The 19,811-nt window shown below is 73.1% G+C and carries 10 protein-coding genes; all 10 read right to left on the bottom strand.

What is annotated here, in order from left to right; translation table 11 throughout:
• Positions 1–9: 9 nt before the first annotated feature.
• Complete coding sequence (locus tag ACZ6S6_RS15840) at positions 10–1,422, bottom strand: aldehyde dehydrogenase family protein (protein WP_469705995.1); 1,413 nt, start codon at positions 1,420–1,422, stop codon at positions 10–12.
• A complete protein-coding gene (locus tag ACZ6S6_RS15835; RefSeq protein ID WP_362960766.1) occupies positions 1,419–1,847 on the bottom strand; it encodes a hypothetical protein in 429 nt (142 codons plus the stop codon). Before ACZ6S6_RS15835 ends, ACZ6S6_RS15840 begins: the two co-directional genes overlap by 4 nt.
• Positions 1,840–2,250 (bottom strand): phosphopantetheine-binding protein, encoded by a 411-nt coding sequence (locus ACZ6S6_RS15830; protein WP_362960769.1) that lies wholly within the window; start codon positions 2,248–2,250, stop codon positions 1,840–1,842. The genes ACZ6S6_RS15835 and ACZ6S6_RS15830 overlap by 8 nt, the downstream gene beginning before the upstream one ends.
• 5 nt (positions 2,251–2,255) lie before the next feature.
• Positions 2,256–2,936, bottom strand: coding sequence for an RNA polymerase sigma factor (locus tag ACZ6S6_RS15825; RefSeq protein ID WP_362960772.1), 681 nt, complete (start codon positions 2,934–2,936; stop codon positions 2,256–2,258).
• Positions 2,937–3,098: 162 nt separating this feature from the next.
• Positions 3,099–3,869 carry a 4'-phosphopantetheinyl transferase family protein gene (locus ACZ6S6_RS15820; protein WP_362960775.1) on the bottom strand — a complete coding sequence of 257 codons (771 nt, stop codon included), beginning with the start codon at positions 3,867–3,869 and terminating at the stop codon, positions 3,099–3,101.
• 22 nt (positions 3,870–3,891) lie between these two features.
• Positions 3,892–5,649: an acyl-CoA dehydrogenase gene (locus ACZ6S6_RS15815; protein ID WP_469705994.1), complete on the bottom strand. Its 1,758-nt coding sequence runs from the start codon at positions 5,647–5,649 to the stop codon at positions 3,892–3,894.
• On the bottom strand, positions 5,646–7,544 hold the full coding sequence (locus ACZ6S6_RS15810) for an acyl-CoA dehydrogenase family protein (protein WP_469705993.1): 1,899 nt from the start codon (positions 7,542–7,544) through the stop codon (positions 5,646–5,648). The genes ACZ6S6_RS15815 and ACZ6S6_RS15810 overlap by 4 nt, the downstream gene beginning before the upstream one ends.
• Complete coding sequence (locus tag ACZ6S6_RS15805; RefSeq protein WP_469705992.1) at positions 7,541–9,163, bottom strand: PfaD family polyunsaturated fatty acid/polyketide biosynthesis protein; 1,623 nt, start codon at positions 9,161–9,163, stop codon at positions 7,541–7,543. Before ACZ6S6_RS15805 ends, ACZ6S6_RS15810 begins: the two co-directional genes overlap by 4 nt.
• Before the next feature lie 269 nt (positions 9,164–9,432).
• A complete protein-coding gene (locus ACZ6S6_RS15800; protein WP_469705991.1) occupies positions 9,433–16,935 on the bottom strand; it encodes a beta-ketoacyl synthase N-terminal-like domain-containing protein in 7,503 nt (2,500 codons plus the stop codon).
• Between the two features lie 110 nt (positions 16,936–17,045).
• On the bottom strand, positions 17,046–19,811 hold a 2,766-nt coding region (locus ACZ6S6_RS15795; protein WP_469705990.1), incomplete at its 5' end, for an SDR family NAD(P)-dependent oxidoreductase.

Below are 19,811 nucleotides of genomic sequence, written 5' to 3'. Positions count from 1 at the left end.
TCTCCTCTCTCAGAACGGGTAGCTGCGGGCGGGGCTGCTGACGGTGAGGGTGTGCCAGCGGGTGAAGGCGTCCAGTGCGGCACGGCCGCCGAATCCGGAGCCGTTGCCGGAGGCGCCGACACCGCCGAAGGGCAGCCTGGGGTCGTGGTTGACGGGCTGGTCACCGACGTGGACGACCCCGCAGCGCAGTTGCCCGGCGACGTGCCGGCCGCGGTCGGCGTCGGAGGTGTAGACGGCGGCGGTCAGCCCGTGGTCGGAGGCGTTGGCGAGCGCGACGGCCTCGGCGTCGTCGGCGAACTCGGTGACGGTCGCGACGGGGCCGAATACCTCACGGCGGAAGATGTCCATCCGCGGTGTGACGCCCGCCAGTACGGTCGGCGGGAAGTACGTGCCGTCGGCCCGTCCGCCGGTGACCAGCCGGGCGCCCTGGGCGACGGCGCCCTCCACCGCGGCGGCGATCCTGACGAGCTGCGAGCGGTTGATGACCGGCCCGATCTGGGCGTCCTCGCGGAACGGGTCACCGATCCGCAGCGCGGCGGCGTGCCGGGCGAGGGTCTCGGTGTACTCCTCGGCCCGGTCCCGGTGGACGAGGTGGCGGCGGGCCGCCATGCAGATCTGGCCCTGGTGGAGGAAGGAGCCCCAGGAGCCGGCGGACGCGGCCTGCTCGACATCGGCGTCGGGCAGCACCACGAAGGCGTTCTGCCCGCCGAGTTCGAGGACGACGCGCTTGAGCAGCCGCCCGGCCAGTGCGCCGATCTCCCGGCCCACCTCGGTGGAGCCGGTGAACGACACCATCGCCACGTCGGGCGCCTCGACGAGGGCCCGTCCGGCCTCCGCGTCCCCGTACACCACCTCCAGTACGCCCGGCGGGAGGCCGGCGGCGGCCAGCACCTCCGCGATGACCCGGCCGCCGGAGAGCGGGGTGTGCGGATCGGGCTTGAGCAGCACCGCGTTGCCGAGGCCCAGCGCCGGGGCGACCGAACGCATGGCGAGCAGCAGCGGGAAGTTCCAGGGGACGATGACCCCGACGAGACCGAGCGGCACCCGCCGTACCTCGTCCTGGCGGCCGGGGTCGGAGCCGGGGCCGTGCGGGGTCCCGGGGTCGGTGGCGAGCTCGGCGCCGTGCCGCAGTTCGGCGATGCCCGCGCCCACTTCGAAGAAGGCCTTGCCGGGGATGGAGCCGCCCTCGCGGACCAGCAGCTCCTGGATCTCCGGCGCGCGTTCCCGCATCAGGTCGGCGGCCCGGGTGAGGACCGCCGCCCGGTCGGCCGCGGGCAGCCGGGCCCAGCCGGTCGCGGCGGCGGCCGCACGGCGGGCGGCGGCCGCGACCGCGCCGGCGCCGGAGAGCGGGACCGTGCCCAGCTCCTCGCCCGTGGTGATCTCACGGCTGGTCAGCAGCGCGGTTTCGGTGGCTGTGCTCACCTGCGTACCTCTGTTTCGTCGGCGCCGTCGGCGGCGGATTCGGTGCGGTCGGCCGGGGCGGTGGGGGCCGCGTCCCGGGTCAGTACGGCGTGTGCGGTGATCCGGCCCCGGCCGGTGGTGACGGACACCTGGACGTCGCCGTGCAGCACCGTCCCGGCGAAGCGGGCCACCTCGCCCCTGAAGAGCAGCGTGTAGGGCCCGTCGTCCGGCCCCCGTACATCGATGTCGCCCCAGTGGCAGCCGACCCCGGGCGGTGCGGCCAGCGCCCGCAGCGCCGCCTGGCGCAGCGTCCAGCCGACGGCCGAGGCGCGTCCGGCGGGCAGCCGCAGCGCCTCGGTGCCGTGCCAGGCCACCAGCCGCTCGAAGGATTCGACGCGCATCTCGTAGCTGCCCACCCGCACCACGGTCCGCTCCCCGTCAGGCATGGACCGGTCGCCCCTCGCCGAGCATGTGCTCGACCATCGCGACCAGATTCCCGACGGTCAGCCGGTCGAGCATCCGGTGGAGGGTGAGCCGGCCCGCCCAGATGTCCGGGTCGAGCTGCGGCATGACGGTGTGCAGCCTTTCCAGACCGCGCCGGCTGATGACGCCGTTCTCGTCGCAGAATTCCGCGTCGGGCACCTCCCCCTGCAGATAGCGGCCGCACCGCTCGACCGTGATGATGAGTGGTACACAGCATTCGATACGGAAGAAGACATCCAGCAGGTCCAGCGAATCCAGGCCGAGATCGGCGGAGAACGAGAGATCCTCGGTGTATTTCTCCGGGGCGAGTCCCATCGCCTCCACGATGACGGACCGCACCACTCCTTCGACGTCGTATTCAGACATGTGCGTCACTCCTGTCCGGCCGCGGCTTCGTGGCCTTCGCCAACCAGATCCGCGGGCCGCGGCGGAACGGACACCTCCGCACCCGTGCGCTCCGCCGGGCAGCGGACGCAGGCGGTCGGCGGCAGCCACTCGCCGTCCTCGGCCGCGGCCAGCGCGCGGCGCAGCCTGCGCAGGCAGCGGGTCCGGATCGGGCCGACCGAGCCGACGGTCATGGACAGCGAGGAGGAGATCTCCTCGTAGGAGGCCGGCGGGTCCTCCAGGGCCAGCAGCAGGACGCCGCGGCACTGCTCGGACAGCGTGGAGATGGCCCGCAGGACCTCCTCCTTGCGGTGTGCCCGCAAGGTGATCTGCTCGGGGCTCTCGTGGTGTCCGGACAGCCCTTCGAGGGTCTCGCTGTCCCCGACCATCACCAGTCGCCTGCCGCGGCTGACCACCTTGATCGACTCGCGTCGGGCGACGGTCGCGAGCCAGTCGCCGACCCTTTCCGGATCACGAATACGGCTTACGTTCTGGACGAGCCGGAACCAGGTGAGCTGCCGCACGTCCTCGGCATCCACTTCGTTCATCCGGTATCCGCGAATAACGGACCAGATGAGCCTGCCGAACCGGTCGATCATCTCGTCCCAGGCGGCCTGTTCGCCGCGTTCACACCCCGCCAGAATCTCCGCATTCCCTCTAAGGGCCATTTGGGAGTCCTCCGTGTGGAATTGATCTGTCTTTCGACGGATGTGCATTCCATGCAACCCTTCCCCGACTGCCGGGGGCAAGTTCTCCGGGTGTCAGATAGCGGACTGGCCGGAGGTGGACACCACCGCCCGCGTACCCGGCTCCGGTCCGGGCGCGCGGGGTCATGCCGGTGTCCCCGGCGGCAGGAGTTCGGCCATGGCCGAGCGCAGCCGTACCGGCAGTGGCCCGGCGTCGTCCTCGCTGCCGCGGATGGCCACGCCGAGTGCGAACCGGTCCCACACCTGGAGCACATGGACCTGCCAGAGCGGGCGTTCGGGTTCGGGGATCTCGTCGTCGACGACGGCGAGCCCGCCGTCGCGCAGCCGGTGCACGGAGAAGGCGTCGAAGCCGCGGCACATGCCCATGCCGGTGGCCTTGGTGTAGGCCTCCTTCGCCACCCAGGAGTCCGCGAAGGCGTGGCCGCGCTGGTCCTCCCGGTTGCGGCTCAGCACCTCGTTCTCCAGCGGGGTGAAGACCTTGGGGGCGAACTGCATCGCCTCGGGCCGGGCCGGGGTGGCCTCCGCGTCCACTCCGGCGATCCGGCCGCGTACGACGATGGCGGCGATCAGCCCGTTGGTGTGGGTGATGTTGAAGTCGAGTCCCCAGCTGGCGCCCTCGACCTGCGGCCGGCCGTACTTGCCGGTGCGGAACCGCCAGGAGCCGGGCGGCGCGTCCGTGTAGAGCGACAGGACCTGGCGGGACAGCAGCCTGGCGCCCAGGAAGCGGAGCCGGGCGGCCGGGAACAGCAGCCGGTCGTGCCGGGCGCGTTCTTCGTCGGTGAGGAGTTCGGCGCCGCCCGTCGCGGCGGCGAACCGCTCCACGTCCTCCTCCGCGAGCAGCCATACCTCGGCGCTGTCCGCGAGCGGATCGGGATGCTGCCCCCCGGGGGCCATGGGTGCTGTCTCCATCGTGGGTTCACCCGTTCACGGGGAAGGCGCGGAAGGAGAAGAGCCGGCCCTCGCGGTGCGCGTGCAGCATCGCGTCCGCGACCTCGGCGATCTCCGCGGGGCCCGCGGCCCGCTCGGTGGGCCGGAACTGCTTGAGCAGCCGCTCCAGGCAGACCAGGAGTACGGCCGGGGAGCGCAGTTCCGGGGCGATGCTGTCCCGCCCGTTGAGGTAGAGGTGGACGACAGCCGCCGCGGCGGACACCGTCGTGTACTGCTTGGCCAGGTCGAAGAGCTCGGCCGACTGGGCGACGGCCTTGCCGAGTTCGGCGCTGAGCTTGCGGTGCTCCTCGGCGAGCCGGTCCAGTTCACCGACGATCAGCCCGGCCGCGTCGGCCGCCCCGGCCAGCCGGGCCGCGTCGGGCCCGGAGGCGGCGGCCGCCGCCAGGCGCAGTTCACCGACCGCCGGGCGCAGCGCGACCACCGGGTCGTCCACGCCCCGGCTGAACAGCTGCTGCTCGGACGGCCGGTACGGCTCCATGGGGTGGGCCGGGTCGAAGAGGGGCGCGGTCCGGGCGGTGGCGCCGGCCACCACCTCGGGGACCTGCTCGACGGCGTTGGCGAGCAGCCGTTCCAGTTGCAGGGCGATGTTCTTCAGGTTCACCACGGTGTTGCCGTCGGCGAAGTCGGAGATCACGAAGTCCCGCATGACCTTCTGGAAGATCCCGTGCCGGGGGTGGGACCGCAGATAGTGGCGGGCCCCCAGGACGACGGCGAGCCGGCCGATCGACTGGGAGAGGAAGGTGGGGATGAAGTACTTCACCACGGACGACCAGACGCTGGCCTGGTCCGGACTCAGCTGGAGGCTCCGTACCGCACCGAGGGTCAGCGCGTCGGCGATCAGCAGGTCCGCGTAGCTCTCCACGAGCTGGCGCTGCGAGTACGGGATCTCGGAGACCGGCCCGCCGAAGATCTTCCGCTCCACGGCGAAGTCCAGTGTGGTGCGCAGGGCGGTGTCGACACAGCTCATCGCGATTCCGGAGATCGCGATCCGCACCAGCTGACCGCTCTTCAGGGACACTTCGAGGCCCTTGCCGCGGCCGCCGATGAGGGCGGAGTCCGGTACGAAGCAGTCGCGCAGCCTGACACCGCTCATGTCCAGGCCCCGCAGACCGTGCAGCGGCTCGTCCGGGAGGTGCTCCAGCTGTCCGGCCGGGAGGCCCGCCTTCTCCACCGCGAAGATGGAGTAGCCGCCGGGCCCGCCCTTCTCCGAGGTGCGGGCGAAGACCATCACCGCGTCCGCGACGGTGGCGTTGCCGATGGTCCACTTCTCGCCGTTGAGCAGCCAGCCGCCCTCGGTGCGCCGGGCGGTGGTCTCGTTGGCGAGGATGTCGCTGCCGTGGTTCCGCTCGGAGAGGCCCCAGGCGAGCTTTCCGCCGCCCCTGATCACATCCGCGAAGTGCTGCCGCTGGCGCGGGGTGCCGCCGATCCACACCGGCATGTAGCTGATGCTGGCCAGGACCATCGCGGTGGCCGAGGTCGGATCGCGCCGGGCGACGAGCCGGTAGAGGTTGAAGCCGTCCTCGACGTTGACCGCCTTCCCGCCGTGGGCGGCGGGCACCATCCAGTCGTACAGGCCCCAGCAGGCGACCGTGTTGACGAACTCGTGCGGGTACTCCTGGCGTTCGTCGAGTTCGAGGACACGGGAGAACGGCATGGGCCCGGCGGGGTCGTGTGGATCACCGAGGTGGCGTTCCAGATCGGCCATCAGCGCATGGAGATCAGTCATGTCCTGTCATCCTCCGGAAGCCGTGGTTCCCCGTTCGGGGAGCTGTCGCACAGCCGGACCGGCAGTGCGGTGAAGAGCCGCCGCTCGGTGTCGAGCGCGGTGACCAGACGGCCCAGGGGTGCGAGGTCCGGGCCCGCCCGGCGGGGGTCGCGCCCGGCGGCCAGCGAACGGGCCAGCGTGAGCACGGGGTTGAGCCAGGCGGTGCCGCCCCGGTCCTGGTCGCCGTAGAGGCCGGGCAGGTCGCGGTGGAACCACCAGGTCAGAGCCGCCGTGCCGGCCGCGTACAGCAGGCAGAGGCGGTCGGCGAGATCGAGGGTGTCGGGGGCCGCCTTCGCAGAGCGTGCCCGGTCCCGCTGCGCCTCCACCGCGGTGCCGAGGGTGGCCGCCAGGTCCGCCCGCAGCCCGGCCACCGAGGCGGCGGCGGCCGGGTCGCCCCGCCGGCCGAGCTCGGCGGCGATCTCCCCGGCGTACTCCGCGAAGCCCAGCAGGATGTCGTCCTTGGCCCGTACGCCGAGGTCGAGCGCGGCCGGGTCGAGCGGTGGCAGGCAGGAGTCGTCACCGAGGGCGAGGACCGCGTCGAGCCGGCGCCGGCGTTCCGCGGACTCGCGGCCGCCGGGCTCCGGGGGCGTGCCGTCGCCGTACGCGGCCGCGTAGGACGGCAGGTGCATCGCGATGGCGCGGAGGTTCCCGAGCAGGCTGGTGTCGATGACCTCGACCATCCCGTTGTCCCGGACCGCCTTGTCCAGAACGGCTCCGGGGCCCTCACGCAGGACGGCCCGCGCCCCCGCCATGGCGCGGCAGCGGGCGGCGGAGGCGGCGGTGAGCCGGGTGGCGACGTGCTTGACGACGGAGGAGGCCAGCGCGAACGCGCCGGGCGCCACATGGATGGCGCGGGCGGCGACGAGAGCGGTGAGGTCGGCGGTGCACAACTCCGTTGCCGCCAGGGAAAGTTCGCGGGAGCCGTACGGGGTGTCCGCGACCGGCACCCCGCCGGTGAGGTGGGTACGGGCGAAGCGCAGGGCGGTGCGCAGCGCCGTGTCGGCGGTGGCCAGGCAGCCCGCGGTGCTCATCAGCCGGACCACCTGCTGGGCCCGCATCGCCCCGGCGAGGCCGCTGCCGACCGTGCCGATGACTGCGCTCGGGGGCACCGGGACGCCGGTGAACTCCAGGTCCGCGAAGTCCATGCCGTGCATGCCGGTCGTCCGCCTCGGCGGCAGCCGCCGCACACCGCTGTGCGCCAGCTCCTCGGGGCCGAGCAGCACGGCGGTGAAGGCCGCGGGCCCACGTTCCGCCGTGCGGGCCACGACGACCGCCGCCTCGGCGCTGGAGCCGCGGCCCACCAGCCACTTGGTGCCGGTGAGCCTGCGGTCGTCGTCCAGGCGGCAGGTGTTGGCCAGTACGTCGCTGCCTGCCTGCTCCTCCGAGAGCCCGAACGCGACGGTGCGCCCGTCGCGCACCCAGCCGGCGATGGTCCGGTGCTGTTCGGGCGTGCCCGCGGCCAGCACCGTCATGACGGCGGAGATGCTGAACATCGTGGCCGGCATGACGTTGACGTCGCGGCGGGCGGCGACCCGGACCAGGATCTGGGTGTCCTCCAGCGAGTGGAGCGTCCCGCCCAGCGCTCTGGGCAGGTAGCCGAGGTGGAGGCCGGCCGCGCGCAGCCGGGCCTCGGACTCGGCCGGGTACTCATCGGCGGCGTCCCGTGCGACGCCGGCGGCGAACCCGTGCGGGTTGTCCGTCAGCCACGGGTCGCCCAGCGCGGCGTCCAGCCGTTCGGCACGGGGGTAGGGGACCGCGCCCTCGCCGCCACCGGGCAGCACCCGCAGCCGGTGCGTGGCGGCGGCGGCGCGCGAGGGGGCCGGCCCTTCTCCGGCGGCCGGTGGCGAGGTGGTCATGGGCGTGCCCCCGCCACCGGGCCGACAGCCGCCGCGTCCTCGGGGGACGGACGGGTGCCGAGGCCCGTCGGGAAGGTGACGCCCGCACCGCGCAGCACGGAGAGCCGCTGGTGGAAGGCGGCGCCCGTCATGATCTGCCGTGCCACGTCCGCGACCCGGCGGTGCTCGGGCGCCGCCAGGTACGTGCCGCGGACCCAGGCGTTGAAGCTGCCCATCGCGGGGCCGCACCAGATCTGGTAGTCGACGGCCCGGTCCGCCTCGCCGGTCTTCGCCCAGCGCGACGCCATCCCGAGGTACCAGCGGAAGATCAGCGCGGCCCGCCGCTTGGGGTGGTCGGCGGCGCGGGCGAGCTGGTCGGGGTCGCGGCGCGTGAAGTACTCGACGGTCTCCTCCCAGACGCTGTCCAGGGGGCGGCGGAAGATCTGCTTCTCGACGCGTTCGCGCACGGCCGCCGGAATCTCCTCGATGCCGTCGTGGGCGCGGTAGAGCTCGTACAGCTGCTTGGCCCGCATCGGGAAGAACGTGCCGTGCTTGAGCACCTGGAGCTCGACGCCCATCTCGAACATGTCGGCGGCGGGCGCCATCTCGAAGTCGGCGATGCCCGCCTGCGCGAGCATCTGCTTGACCCGCGGCGAGGTACCCGCCTCCAGGCAGGACTGGTTGACCGATCCGGTGACGATGTAGTCCGCGCCCATCGCGAAGGCGCCGGCCGCCGCCTCGGGCGAGCCGATACCGCCCGCGGCGCCGACCCGGACGCGCTCCGGGTAGCCGTGCTCCTGCATGATCGCGTCGCGCTGGCGCATGATGACGGGCAGCAGCGCGGGCAGCGGACGGCGGTCGGTGTGCCCGCCGGAGTCGGCCTCGACGGTGATGTCGCCGGCGACCGGGACGAGCTTGGAGAGCCGGGCCTGCTCCTCGGTGACGGCGCCCTCCTCGACCAGGGCACGCACCATCGCCTCGGGCGCCGGCCGCATGAAGAGCTCGGCCAGCTCGGGCCGGGACACCTTGGCGATGACCTTGTTCTCGGCGACGACACCGTGCGGGCCGCCGGCGCGGAGACCGGCGAGCCGGTAGCGCACGATGTGCGGGGTGAGCGTGAGGAAGGCGGACGCCTCCACACAGGGCACCCGGTACTTCAGGAAGAGGTCGACGGCCGTGCGCTCCAGCCGTTCCTCGCTGGGGCTGTGGATGAGGTTGCAGGCGTACGGAAGTCCGGGGATCTCGTCCCGGAAGCGGATCAGCGCCTTCTCGATGGCCTCCGGGAGGAGCCCGGCCGCGCCGTACGAGCCGAGCAGCCCGGCCCGCGCCATCGCGATGACCATGTCGGCGGAGGCGATGCCGTTGGCCATGGCCCCGCTCATATAGGCCTGGCGCAGGCCGTGCGCGGCCAGGAACGCGGCGCTGCCGAGCCGTTCGGGCCCGAGCGGGGGCGCGGTGGCGACGATCTCGTGCTCGCCGCCGGCCACGACCGCGCCGCCGGTCACCGCGCCCAGCCCGTAGGGCCCGCGCACGATGTAGACGGGTTCCCCGAGCCGCATCAGGGCTTCGTGCACCCCGGTGTCACCGACCGCGGGCGCCGCGGTCCCGGTCCACCTGGGCCGTTGGTGGTCGCTGGTCATGCTGGGTCTCCTGTCGGGTCGGACGAGGCCTCGGGCCCGGTCGTGGTGGATCTCGATTCCTCGGGCGGGGGACCGGAGGCTGTCGGGTGGCCGCCAGGGCCTCTCGTTTGGATCATGCTGGGCTCGCGGGGTCCGGCACCGCACCTCGCGGCGTTGTCGTCGGTCGCCATGACTCCCTCCTCCGCCTTGCGATGCACGGCACCGGACCCCGCTCCCTGATCCAGCCTGATCCAAACGAAAGTCCCTAGGCCGGCGGCCACCCGGCGGGCTCAGGGCCCGTCGTGGTGGATCTCGATGCCGATGCCGCCCAGCTGGTAGATCCGCAGGGTGGACTTCCAGACGCTCGCGTCGCCGAGCAGCACGATCCGGCCCGGGGTGCGGCGCACCTCCTTGACGTGCACGTCGAACTCCATGTCGGGGTCCTCGCGCAGGATCTGGCCGCGGTAGGACCAGGTCGTCTCGGTGCCGGAGAGCATCGCGAAGCGGGGGTTGACGAGCCCGTCGGTGAGCCCCGTCTCCACCGCGTACACCTGGAGCCCCTGGAGCAGGGCCTCGACGCCCAGGGAGCCGGGCATCACCGGGTCGCGGTGGAAGTGGCAGGAGAAGTACCACTCGTCGGGCTCGATGGAGCGGTGGCCCCGCAGATAGCCCTGGCCGTGCTTGCCGCCGCCGGGCAGGATGTCGACCCACTCGGCGAGGTCGAGGTGGCCGCCGGCCAGCCGGGGTCCGCCGCGTGCGTCCTCGGCGGCCCGGTGGGCGGCGAGTTCGACCCGGCGGATTCCGGCGGGCCTGGCCGGCTGCTGGTCGAGCCACGGCAGGACGTGCTTGCCCTTGTCCAGGCCGACCTGGTTCTCCAGGGCCTTGGCGTTGAAGTAGCCGAAGAGCGATTCCCCGGTGTAGAACACCTCGCCGTCGGCGGAGAGTTCGTAGCGGTAGTTCTGCAGGATCGACCCGGGCATCTGGTCGCTGGAGAGCAGCGTCGAGCGGTGCTGGATGGTCTTGCCCCGCAGGTCGATGTCCTTGACGAGGGTGGCGCGGCCGTCGAGGTTGCGGATGCTGAACTGCTCCTCGGGGAAGGGCAGCGTGGCGCCCAGGTAGTAGCCGAGCAGGATGGCCGCCTGGAGGCTGGACTCCATGTAGACGCAGTTGGGCATGGAGGGCGAGCCGTTGTCGCCGTAGTACCAGGCGTCCTGCGGGGAGTCGTACTCGGTGACCATGACGGCCCCGCGCTTGAGCACCCCGCGGGTGCCTTCGAGCGCCATCACCCGGTCGACGAAGAGGAAGTCGCCGTTGGGGATGTACGGGGCCCGGCTGTCGGCGTAGACCTCGAACTCCGGTCCCATCGCGGTGGCCAGGTCGCCCTTGGCCGCGTGCGCCATGTGGAACTCGCTGAGCAGGGCCCGCTCACCGGTGGCGGGGCTCAGCCGACCCAGGAAGTGCGGCACCTTGCCGCCGGCCTCCGGGCGGTAGGGCGTGCCCGCCTTCTCCACCAGCCGGATGCCGAGTCCGGTGACGCTGATCGACGGCTTGCCGTCGCGCAGCACGATCACGTCAGCGGTGATCGCGGGACGGGGCAGCAGGGTCAGGTCGGTGACGTCGATCCGGTATTCGATGCGCTCGGTGTCCGGAGTGATCTGGCCGCGCACCTTCACCTCGGTCTTCAGCCCGGGGACGGGCTGGAACCGGGCGTCGGGCAGGGACAGGTGCAGGCCCAGGGAGAACGCGTACGTCTCCAGCAGCTGTACGGCGCCCTCCGCGACCAGCGAGCCGGCCAGGACCGGGTCGTCCGGGAAGTGGGAGGTGAAGTACCAGCCGTCCGGCACGAGGTGCTTGACCGCCTCGATCCGTCCGAGGCCGTGCGCACCGCCCTTGCGGTCGAGCAGGGTCACCTCGTCGGCCATGCGCAGTTGTTCGGTGGGCAGCCGGAGCGAGCTGTTGGTCCCCTCGGGCTTGCGGTGGCCGGGGCCGAAGACCTCGTCGAGCCGTCCCTCGGCGAGCAGCGCCAGGTCCTGGGAGGTGAGTGAGGTACGGGCGGTGGGCGCCAGCGGCTTGAATGAGCTGGACCCGGAGAAGGCGGCGTTCTTGGCGGGCGGTACGGCCTTGCCCTGGATGATGCCGAGGGAGCTCTCCAGCTCCTCGTCGGTGAAGAACCCGGCGCAGGCGTTGTTCAGCTTGAGGATCAGCTCGCCGTCGGCGTAGCAGTCGTAGTGGAAGAAGAACAGCATCGTGTCGCCCTGCCGCACGAACTGGTCGATCCAGATGTCGTAGCGCAGGGTCTGGCCGACCTGGGGAAGGTCGCCGACGAAGCTGAGGCTGCTGTCGAGGAGGCGGTACACGCGGTCGCCGCGGTTGGTGAAGTCCGCTCCGAGGTAGCTGATCAGGAGCAGGTCGCACTGTCCGGCCTCGATGGTGACGGCGGGCGGGACCTGTCCGTCCACGGCGTACCAGGCGTCGACCGGCACGTCGTACTCGGTACGGATGAACGAGGGCCTGAACTCCCCGGGTTCGGCCTCCAGCGCGGTGACCCGTGTCGCGAAGTGGTACGGGGGCGCGGGGAGCCGCACCCGGCGGCGGAAGGCGTCGATCTCGGCGTACCGCTCCCCGAAGACGTTGCCGATCTTTCCGGTGGCGAACTCCAGCAGGTCGTGCTCGTCCCAGATGACCCCTTCGGGCTTGGGGGGCCGGGGCGCGGCGGGGGCGGGGAGGGTGGCCGGCGCGGCGGCGACGGGCGTGGCGGGCGCGGCCGGGGTCGAGACGGCCAGCAGCGCCGCGAGCTGTTCGCGCAGGGCCTGCTGGGCGTTCAGCACCTCCTGGTGGGCCTCCAGCATCTCGCTGCGGAGTCCGCGTACCAGGGTGAGGGTCGTCTCCTCGGCGGTCCGGGCGGGGCGGGCGGGCAGTGGCGTTCCGAAGATGGCCGGGCGCGGTGGCTCCTGCGACGGTGCGGCCGGCGGCGCGGTCGCGGCGGTGGCCGGGACCATCGTGATGGGCTCCCGCTCCAGCTCGATTGCTGATGCGGACGGTGGGGCGGCGGGGCGGATCGACATCGCGGAGTCCCATTCCGTGGCGGTTTCGGCGCCCCCTGCAGTTGCGGGGGCGGGAGTGGCGGGAGCCAGGGGCAGCCCGGATCCGGCGGGAGCGGCTGCGGTCGACGCGCCCGCGGCGAAGGAGGCGCCGAGTGCGGCGACGGGCACCTCGGTGGTGGTGACGGTGGCCGTCGCGGTGGCGGTGACGGGGTCGGCCACGGTGGCGGTGACGGTCTCGGTCGCGAGGGGCGTCGCGGTGACGGACGCGGTCGCGACGGGCGTCACGGTGACGGCAGCGACGGGGTCGGCCGGTGCTTCGGGCAGTCCGGCGATCGTGGCCGCCGCGCCCTTGGCGACCAGCGGCGGGACGGGGGCCCCGCCGACGGTGAAGGTGCGCAGCCCCAGGGTGCCCCGGGTGCCCGAGGGCGCGGCGGGCGGTGCGAACGGGGCGAGGTCGACCGGGACGCCGTGGGAGGCGAGCCGGGCCACAAGGCGGGCGATGTCCGTCGCGCCGCGGGCGCCCCGCCGGTCGACGGAGACCGCGAGATGGGGCTCGTCCCCGAGCGTCTCGTGGATCCAGCGCGCACACGTACTGCTCGGACCGACCTCGATGAAGCAGCGGAAGCCGTCCTCGTAGGCGCGTCGCACCAGCCTCGGGAAGTCCACCGTCTCGCGCAGTGTCACGGCGATGTTCCCGGCGACGGTGTCCGCGTCGAAGTCGGTCACCGGTGCGTAGTGCCGGCTGCTGTAGAGCACCAGGTCCCCGACGTCGCCCGTCGGATAGCGGTTGAGGTCGGCGAGGTCGGTCAGCACCCCGTCGACCACGGAGCAGTGCATGACGTGGTTGGCCGGGGAGCGGGCGCTGCGGCAGGCCAGTTCGGCGATGACCTCCTTGCACTGGACCGGGTCACCGGCGACGACCACCTCCAGCGGGGTGTTGACGTGCGTGATGAAGACCCGTTCGAAGCGCTGGACGACAGCCCGTACGTCCGCCGCCGGGGCGAGGAGCACATGGGTGGACCAGACCTCGTTGTCGGGCACCTCGTCGCCGAGTCCCCACAGTTCGCGCACGGTCCGCTTGGGGCCGCGCAGCATGTCGTCGAAGAGCGGCGAGGCGCTGATCTTCTCGTCGCCGCGCGCGCTCTTGATCCAGCCGCCGGTGGCGAAGAGCATGCTGCTCTCACCGAGGCTGTAGCCGAACGCGCCGTCCACCGCGATGCCGAGCACCTCGCGCACCAGGTCCGTCGAGAGCAGCGCGTAACTCGTGCCGGCCGCCAGCATCAGCGGGATGTCCTCGACGAGTTCGGCCTCCCGCCGCATCAGGTCGCGGCGCCCCATCGGGGCGAGCGAGCGCGGGTACAGGGAGGCGCTGCGCAGCAGTTCGGCGGGGAGTTCGGCCTGGGCCTCGAAGCGCGGCAGCAGGCCGGGGAACGAGCGGAAGAGCGAATGCCCGAGCCCCAGGTACGAGTTGAACGCCCCCGGGAAGACCAGGGCCACCTTCCCCTTGGCGCCCAGCGGCCGGGCGGTGAAGTAGCTGCCGGACGGGGAGAGCCACTCGCCGCCGGACTCCCACACACCGGGCAGGTCCTTGAGCGCCTGGTCGATCTGCCGGGCAAGGCCCTCGGTGTCCTCCGCGACGAGCACCGCCTTGAGGGGGGCGGGCCGGTCCTCGGCGAGGACCGCCCAGTCGCCGTCCAGGGCCGTGCGCAGCTCACCGAGCCGGCGCAGCAGCCCGGCGATGTCGTCCGCACCGACGGGGACGACGAGTCCGCCGCCGGACCTGGCCCAGTCGGTCTCGGCGACCTCGCCGCGCACCTGGCCGCCGGTGAGGACGACGTGCGCGTGGCTGCCTGACGTACCGGTGACGCTGACGGATGCTGCCCGCCGTCCGTCGCGGCGGGCCCGCAGCCAGGGCCGGGAGTCGGCGGCGAGGAAGAACGCGGAGCCGCCGAGCCGTTCGGTGTCGACGCCCGCCGGCGCCGCCGGGAAGTAGCCGTGGTGCAGGCAGAGGGCGGCCCGGATGACGGAGGCGAGCGCCGAGGCGCAGCCGCTGTCACCGATGGAGCCGTGGACACCGGACACGGCGGTCCGCAGCTCCCCGCCGGACCGGTCGGCGGTCCAGGTGCGGGCGAGTCCTTCGAGGGTGGCGGGGTCCGCCGCCCCCGTCTCGACGAGTTCGACCTCGCCGGGGGTGAGCCCGGCGGCGGTGAGCGCGTCCTCGGCGGCGGCGGTGACCAGCTCCGCGTCCACACCGGGGGCGACGCCCGCCGAGTGGCGGACGGCGAGGGCCGACACCGTGGCGTACAGGGTCCGTTCCGCCGGCACCGATTCGGGGCGGGTCACGACGACCGCTCCGGCGCCCTCGCCGAGGACGCGGAGTCCGCCGGTGACGGTGCCGGGTTCCAGCAGTTCGCGGGCGAGGGTGCTCTCCGGTCCGGCGGCCAGGTCGACGGCTCCGACGAGGACCGCCTCGACCGTGGGGTCCATCAGCAGGAGCCGGGCGACGTCGAGGGCGTCGACGCCGACCGCGCTGTCGGAGGAGAGGGTGAAGGAGGGGCCGTTGAGGTTCCACAGCGAGGAGACCCGGCTGGCCATGATGTTGCCGATGTAGCTGAGGACCTCGTTGGGTTCGATGGAGTCGTGGATGCCGTTGCGGGCGGCGCGGGTGAGCGCGGCCAGTTGCTCGGGCGAGGGCCGCACACCGGCGCTCGCGCACCACTCGGTGAGCTTGCGGCCCAGTTCGTACCGGGAGCCGTGGCCGTGCGCGCTGGGTTCCATCTCCATGCCGAGGACCACGCCGACCCGGCGCGGGCTCCCGCCGGCTCCGCGGCCGGGGCGGGGCCGTGCGTACCCGGCGTCGAGGAGTGCCTCCTCGGCGACCCGCATCATCAGCAGGTGCTGCTGGTTGAAGTGGTCCAGTTCCTTGGGCGGAATGCGGTACGAGGTCGCGTCGACCTCGAACTCCTCGATGTACGCGGCCCGGGGCACCCCGTCCCTGGCGAGCCCGGCCCGGTCGAGCGGCCCGCCGGTGACGGTCTCGAAGCCGCGCCACCGCTGCTCGGGCAGCTCGCGTACGGCGTCGAGCCCTTCGTATCCGGCGCGTTCGAAGGCGTCCAGGGTGGTGAAGGAGCCGAAGTGGGCGCCCATGCCGATGACGGCGAGCGCGGGCGGGTCGGTGGGGGGCGGGGGGTCGGCCGGGGGCTGCGGCTTCGCGCTGTCGTCCGTGGTGCCGAAGTGCGCGCCGTCCGGTGCCGAGAGCACCACGTGTGCGTTCGTACCGCCGAAGCCGAAGGCCGATACGCCGGCGCGGCGCGGGTTTCCGGCTGCCGGTTCGGGCCAGGGCCGCAGTTCCCGTACGACCCGGTCGGCGACCGTGCCGGGCAGCGGTTCCTCGACGCCGATGGTGGGAGGGATGGTGCCGTGCGCGAGCGACAGGACCACCTTGATGAGGCTGCTCATGCCGGCCACCGTCAGCAGGTGCCCTAGGTTGGCCTTCACCGACCCCAGCAGCGGACCGCGCCCGAAGAACTCCTCCACACTGCCGAGTTCGGTGCTGTCGCCGAGCGGGGTGCCGGTGGCGTGGCACTCCAGGTACTGGATCGCGGACGGGTCGACGCCCGCGTCGCGGTAGGCCAGCTCGTACGCGGCCTGCTGGCCGGCGGCGTTCGGCGCCAGCATGTGCTTGCCGGGGCCGTCGTTGGTCAGGGCGACCGCGTCGATGACCGCGTACACCCGGTCGCCGTCGCGCTCGGCGTCGGCCAGCCGCTTCACCGCGATCATGGCGGCGCCCTGGCCGGTGACGATGCCCCGGGAGCGGGCGTCGAAGGGCTGGCTGAACCCGTCCTGCGGGTAGGCCCGCAGATCGGAGAAGGACAGGTGGACGACGGTGGGGTCGGGGGCGCAGACGCCTCCGGCGAGCATCACGTCGGCGCGGCCGGTCTCCAGGTGGAGGCAGGCCAGCTTGAGCGCGTACAGCGCGGACGAGCAGGCCGCGTCCAGGGTGAGCCGCGGCCCCTCCAGACCGAGCGCCGCGGCCACCACCTGGGCGGGCATGCCGCCCGCCCACAGGTTGTGGGCGGCGGCCGTGCCGTCGGGTGAGCCGTCCCCCTGACCGGCGGCGCTGTCGCCGCCGGCCGGCGGGGTGGGGCCTGCGCCTTCCGGGAAGCCCGCGTCGGTACGGGCACGGTCCGGGAAGCCCGCGTCCACGAGCCCCTCGGCGACCGCCGTGTCCCACAGTTCTCCCACGAGCCGGCCGGAGGCCGGGGTGGGGAACGGATAGTTCCCGAACACCACCCCGGTCCTCCGCCCGCTCCGGCCGTCCGCGGCCGCGGGGGGTTGGCCCGCGTCGGCCAGAGCGTCCCTGGCCACTGCGAGCGCCCAGTGGAACGAGCGGTCGAGACCGGCCAGGTAGTCGGGCGGGAGAAGGTATTCATTCGGTTCACGGAGGGCCCCTGGGCCGCCGCTCCCGGCGGTCCCCGCGGACGGTCCGCCGGTCTCCGCGGACGGAGAACCCGCGGACGCGGAGCTCGCGTCGTGCGCGTCGTGCGCGTCGAGGAATCCGCCCCGCAGGCAGTAGATGCGGTGCCTGTCCTCGGGGTCGGTCTCCCTGGCCTGTGGGGAGTGCCCGAAGATCCGGCTGCCTCCGTCGGTGCGTGAGTCCACGCCGCCGATCAGGTTCCGCCAGTAGTCGTCGGGGGTCCCGGCGCCCGGGAAGAGGCAGGCCAGGCCGACGATCGCGTACTTGCCCATGAGGGGTCAGCCTCCGATTGTCCGAATGGGGCCGGTCGGGAGCCCGGTGAGGGGCGTCCCGGCCGGGCGCCCGGTGAGGGGCGGGGGGAGAGGGAGCACCGGCCGGTGTGTCAGACCGAGACGGTGCCGGCAGCGACGTGCACGGGCTGCCCGAACTTGCCCTCCAGCTGCGGGTCCTCCACCACCGACACCCCGTCCATGACCTGGAGCACACGGCCCTCCCGGTCGAGTGCGGTGACCGAGCAGGTGATGCCGGTACTGACCTCCTCGATGTTCTCCACGGCGATCAGGAACTCCTGGTCGTCGGGGATCTCGGCGAAGAAGCGGGTCCGGGCGATCTCCATCGGCAGGCACGCCCGGCTCCGGTGCTGCCGGACCCAGACCAGCGCGGCCTGGAGCAGCAGATCGGCCAGCACCGGGCTGTGGAGCGTTCCGTGGTACGCGCCGCGTGCCGGCCGTCCGTCGGTGAGCCGGGCGCTCAGCAGCAGGCCCCGCGCGTCCGAGGACAGGACGCGGCGGATGCCGCGCAGGCTCGGTCCGTGGAAGAGCGTGCCGTTGCGGTACAGCGGTCCCGCGTCCGTGCCGCTCGTCCCGCGTGCGGTCCCGGCCAGGTCCGTACGGTCCGCGAGGCCGGCTCCGGCGTCGCTCGTGACCAGGTTGGCGCCGTACGCGGGCCGGCTCTGTCCGGCACCGTCCACGGCGGACGCCAGGACGTCCACCGTGTCCGGCCGGGAGTCCCGGCCCGGCTCCAGGAACAGCCGCAGCCGCGAGGGGGCCTCGCCCTCTCCGTCCAGGACGACTCCCTTGAAGACCCGGAAGCCGCTCACCTCGGTGACCGTCTTCCCCCTCGCCGTCTCGGCCGCACCGATCAGGGCGCCGAGCGCGGCGGTGGCGGGCAGCACCTTCTTGCCGTCGATCGTGTGGTCGCTCAGCAGGGCGTCCGCCGCCAGCTCCGCCAGATCGCGGTCCGCGAGCAGCGAGACCGGGGTGCCCGGTCCTGCGGCGGGCGGGGCGGACAGCGGCTTCAGCGGACCGGCGACGATGACCGTGTCGTGGCCGCGCGCCGCGGTGAACTGCTCGGCGAAGATGCCGGCCCCGGTCCGTACCGGGACGAGCTCCACACCGCGCGAGGCGAACATCCTGCGCAGGTCGTCGGTGACCATCCCGCCGTCCCAGGCACCCCAGTTGACCGAGGTCACCCGTGCCGAGGGCAGTTCGTGCTTCAGCCGGACGGCGAGCCGGTTGAGCGCCTCGTTGGCGACCGCGTAGTCCGACTGGCCCCGGTTGCCGAAGAAGCCGGCGACGGACGAGAAGAACACCAGGTGCCGCAGGTTCGCGGTGCCGCGCAGCGCGTCCAGCACATGGCCGAGGCCGAGGATCTTCGTCCCCAGGACGCGGTGCACCTCCTCCGCGGTCTTCTCCACGATCAGCCGGTCGGCCAGCACACCGGCACCGTGCACCACTCCGGTGACCCGGCCCGCGTACGGTGCCAGCGCGGTCCGTACGGCGGCGGCGTCGGTGATGTCGACGACCACGTACTCGACGGTGGCGCCGCTCGCCCGCAGCCGCCGCAGGTTCTCGGTGATCTCCCGGCTGCCGGCCACCTCCCGGTAGACCGCCTCGACCCCGCGCGGGGTGGGCTTCTCGCCGGTGGCGGCGATCCGCTTGGCGATCGCGCCCTTGAGCCCGGCGCCTTCCAGTCCGGCCGCCCACTCGGGCTCCGGCGCCACCTCGCTGCGGCCCAGGAGCAGCAGCCCCGCCGGCCGTGCGTCGACCAGCGCCTGGAGGCAGTCCGCCGTGATGCCGCGGGCCCCGCCGGTGACCACGAGCAGGTCACTGGCATCGATCTCGGGTACGACGGCCAGGTGCCCGGCGGGGGCCTCGGCCGAGGGGACGACCGTGCGGCGCCCGCGGGCGTCGTGGGCGACGTCCGCGAGGTCCGTGGCCAGGTCGCCGATCTCGCCCAGGAAGCGGTCGGCGACCGTCCGGTCGTCCAGACCCGGTGCGAAGTCGACGGTGCGGGTGAAGAGTTCCGGCACCTCGATGCCCAGGGTCTTCACCAGTCCGGAGACCCCGCCCAGCAGCGCCGACCCGGACTCGCTCCCCCGGTATCCGTTGGCCCCGTCGAGCTGGGTCAGGGCCACGAAGCCGGCTCGGTTGCCGGCCGCGGCGGCCGCCTTCAGCGCGGGCTGTGTCTGCTTCGCCACGAGTACGGTGTGCGCCAGCCGCTGTGCCGCGTCGGCCCACTCCTGTCCGGTGGCGGCCACCAGCTGCACGACCAGGTCGATGCGCGTGGTGGTCACCGCACGGGCCAGCTCGGCCGTGTCCCATGTCCGCAGCTGCTGCACCGAGTCGGCGGCCTCCGTGGTCGCCACCTCACCGGGCAGCCCCACGACCTCGACCCGCCAGCCGTCGGCACGCAGCGCGCCGATCACCGGCCTGGCCAGCGCCGACCCGTCGTCCACGACGAGCGCGGTCCGGTGGTCCGCGTAGGCCTCCACGACCCGGTACGGCGCGGGCAGTTCCTGCACGGAGGCGAAGGTCCGCCCGACACCGGGAGCACTCGGGTAGTCCACCACCAGGGGCGCCTGGGAAGCGGCGGGAACGGGTGCGCTCACGGCGGAGGCAGCGGGGGCGGGTACGGGGGCGGCGGCAGCGCTCAGGAAGCCGGCGACGTCGTCGAGCGTGCGCAGTTCACCGAGCCGCTCCGGGTCGACATCACCCGACACCGGGAACCGCTCCTGCAACGCACCGAGGATCTGGACCCGCTTGATCGAGTCGATCCCAAGGTCCGCCTCAAGGTCCATGCCGGGCTCCAGCATCTCCGCCGGATATCCCGTCTTCTCCGCCACGACACCCAGGAGCGCTTCCAGTAC

The sequence above is a fragment of the Streptomyces sp. NPDC048671 genome (genome assembly GCF_055587045.1).
The sequence above is the reverse complement of the archived record's forward strand: the minus strand, read 5'-3'. Positions and strand labels throughout refer to the sequence as shown.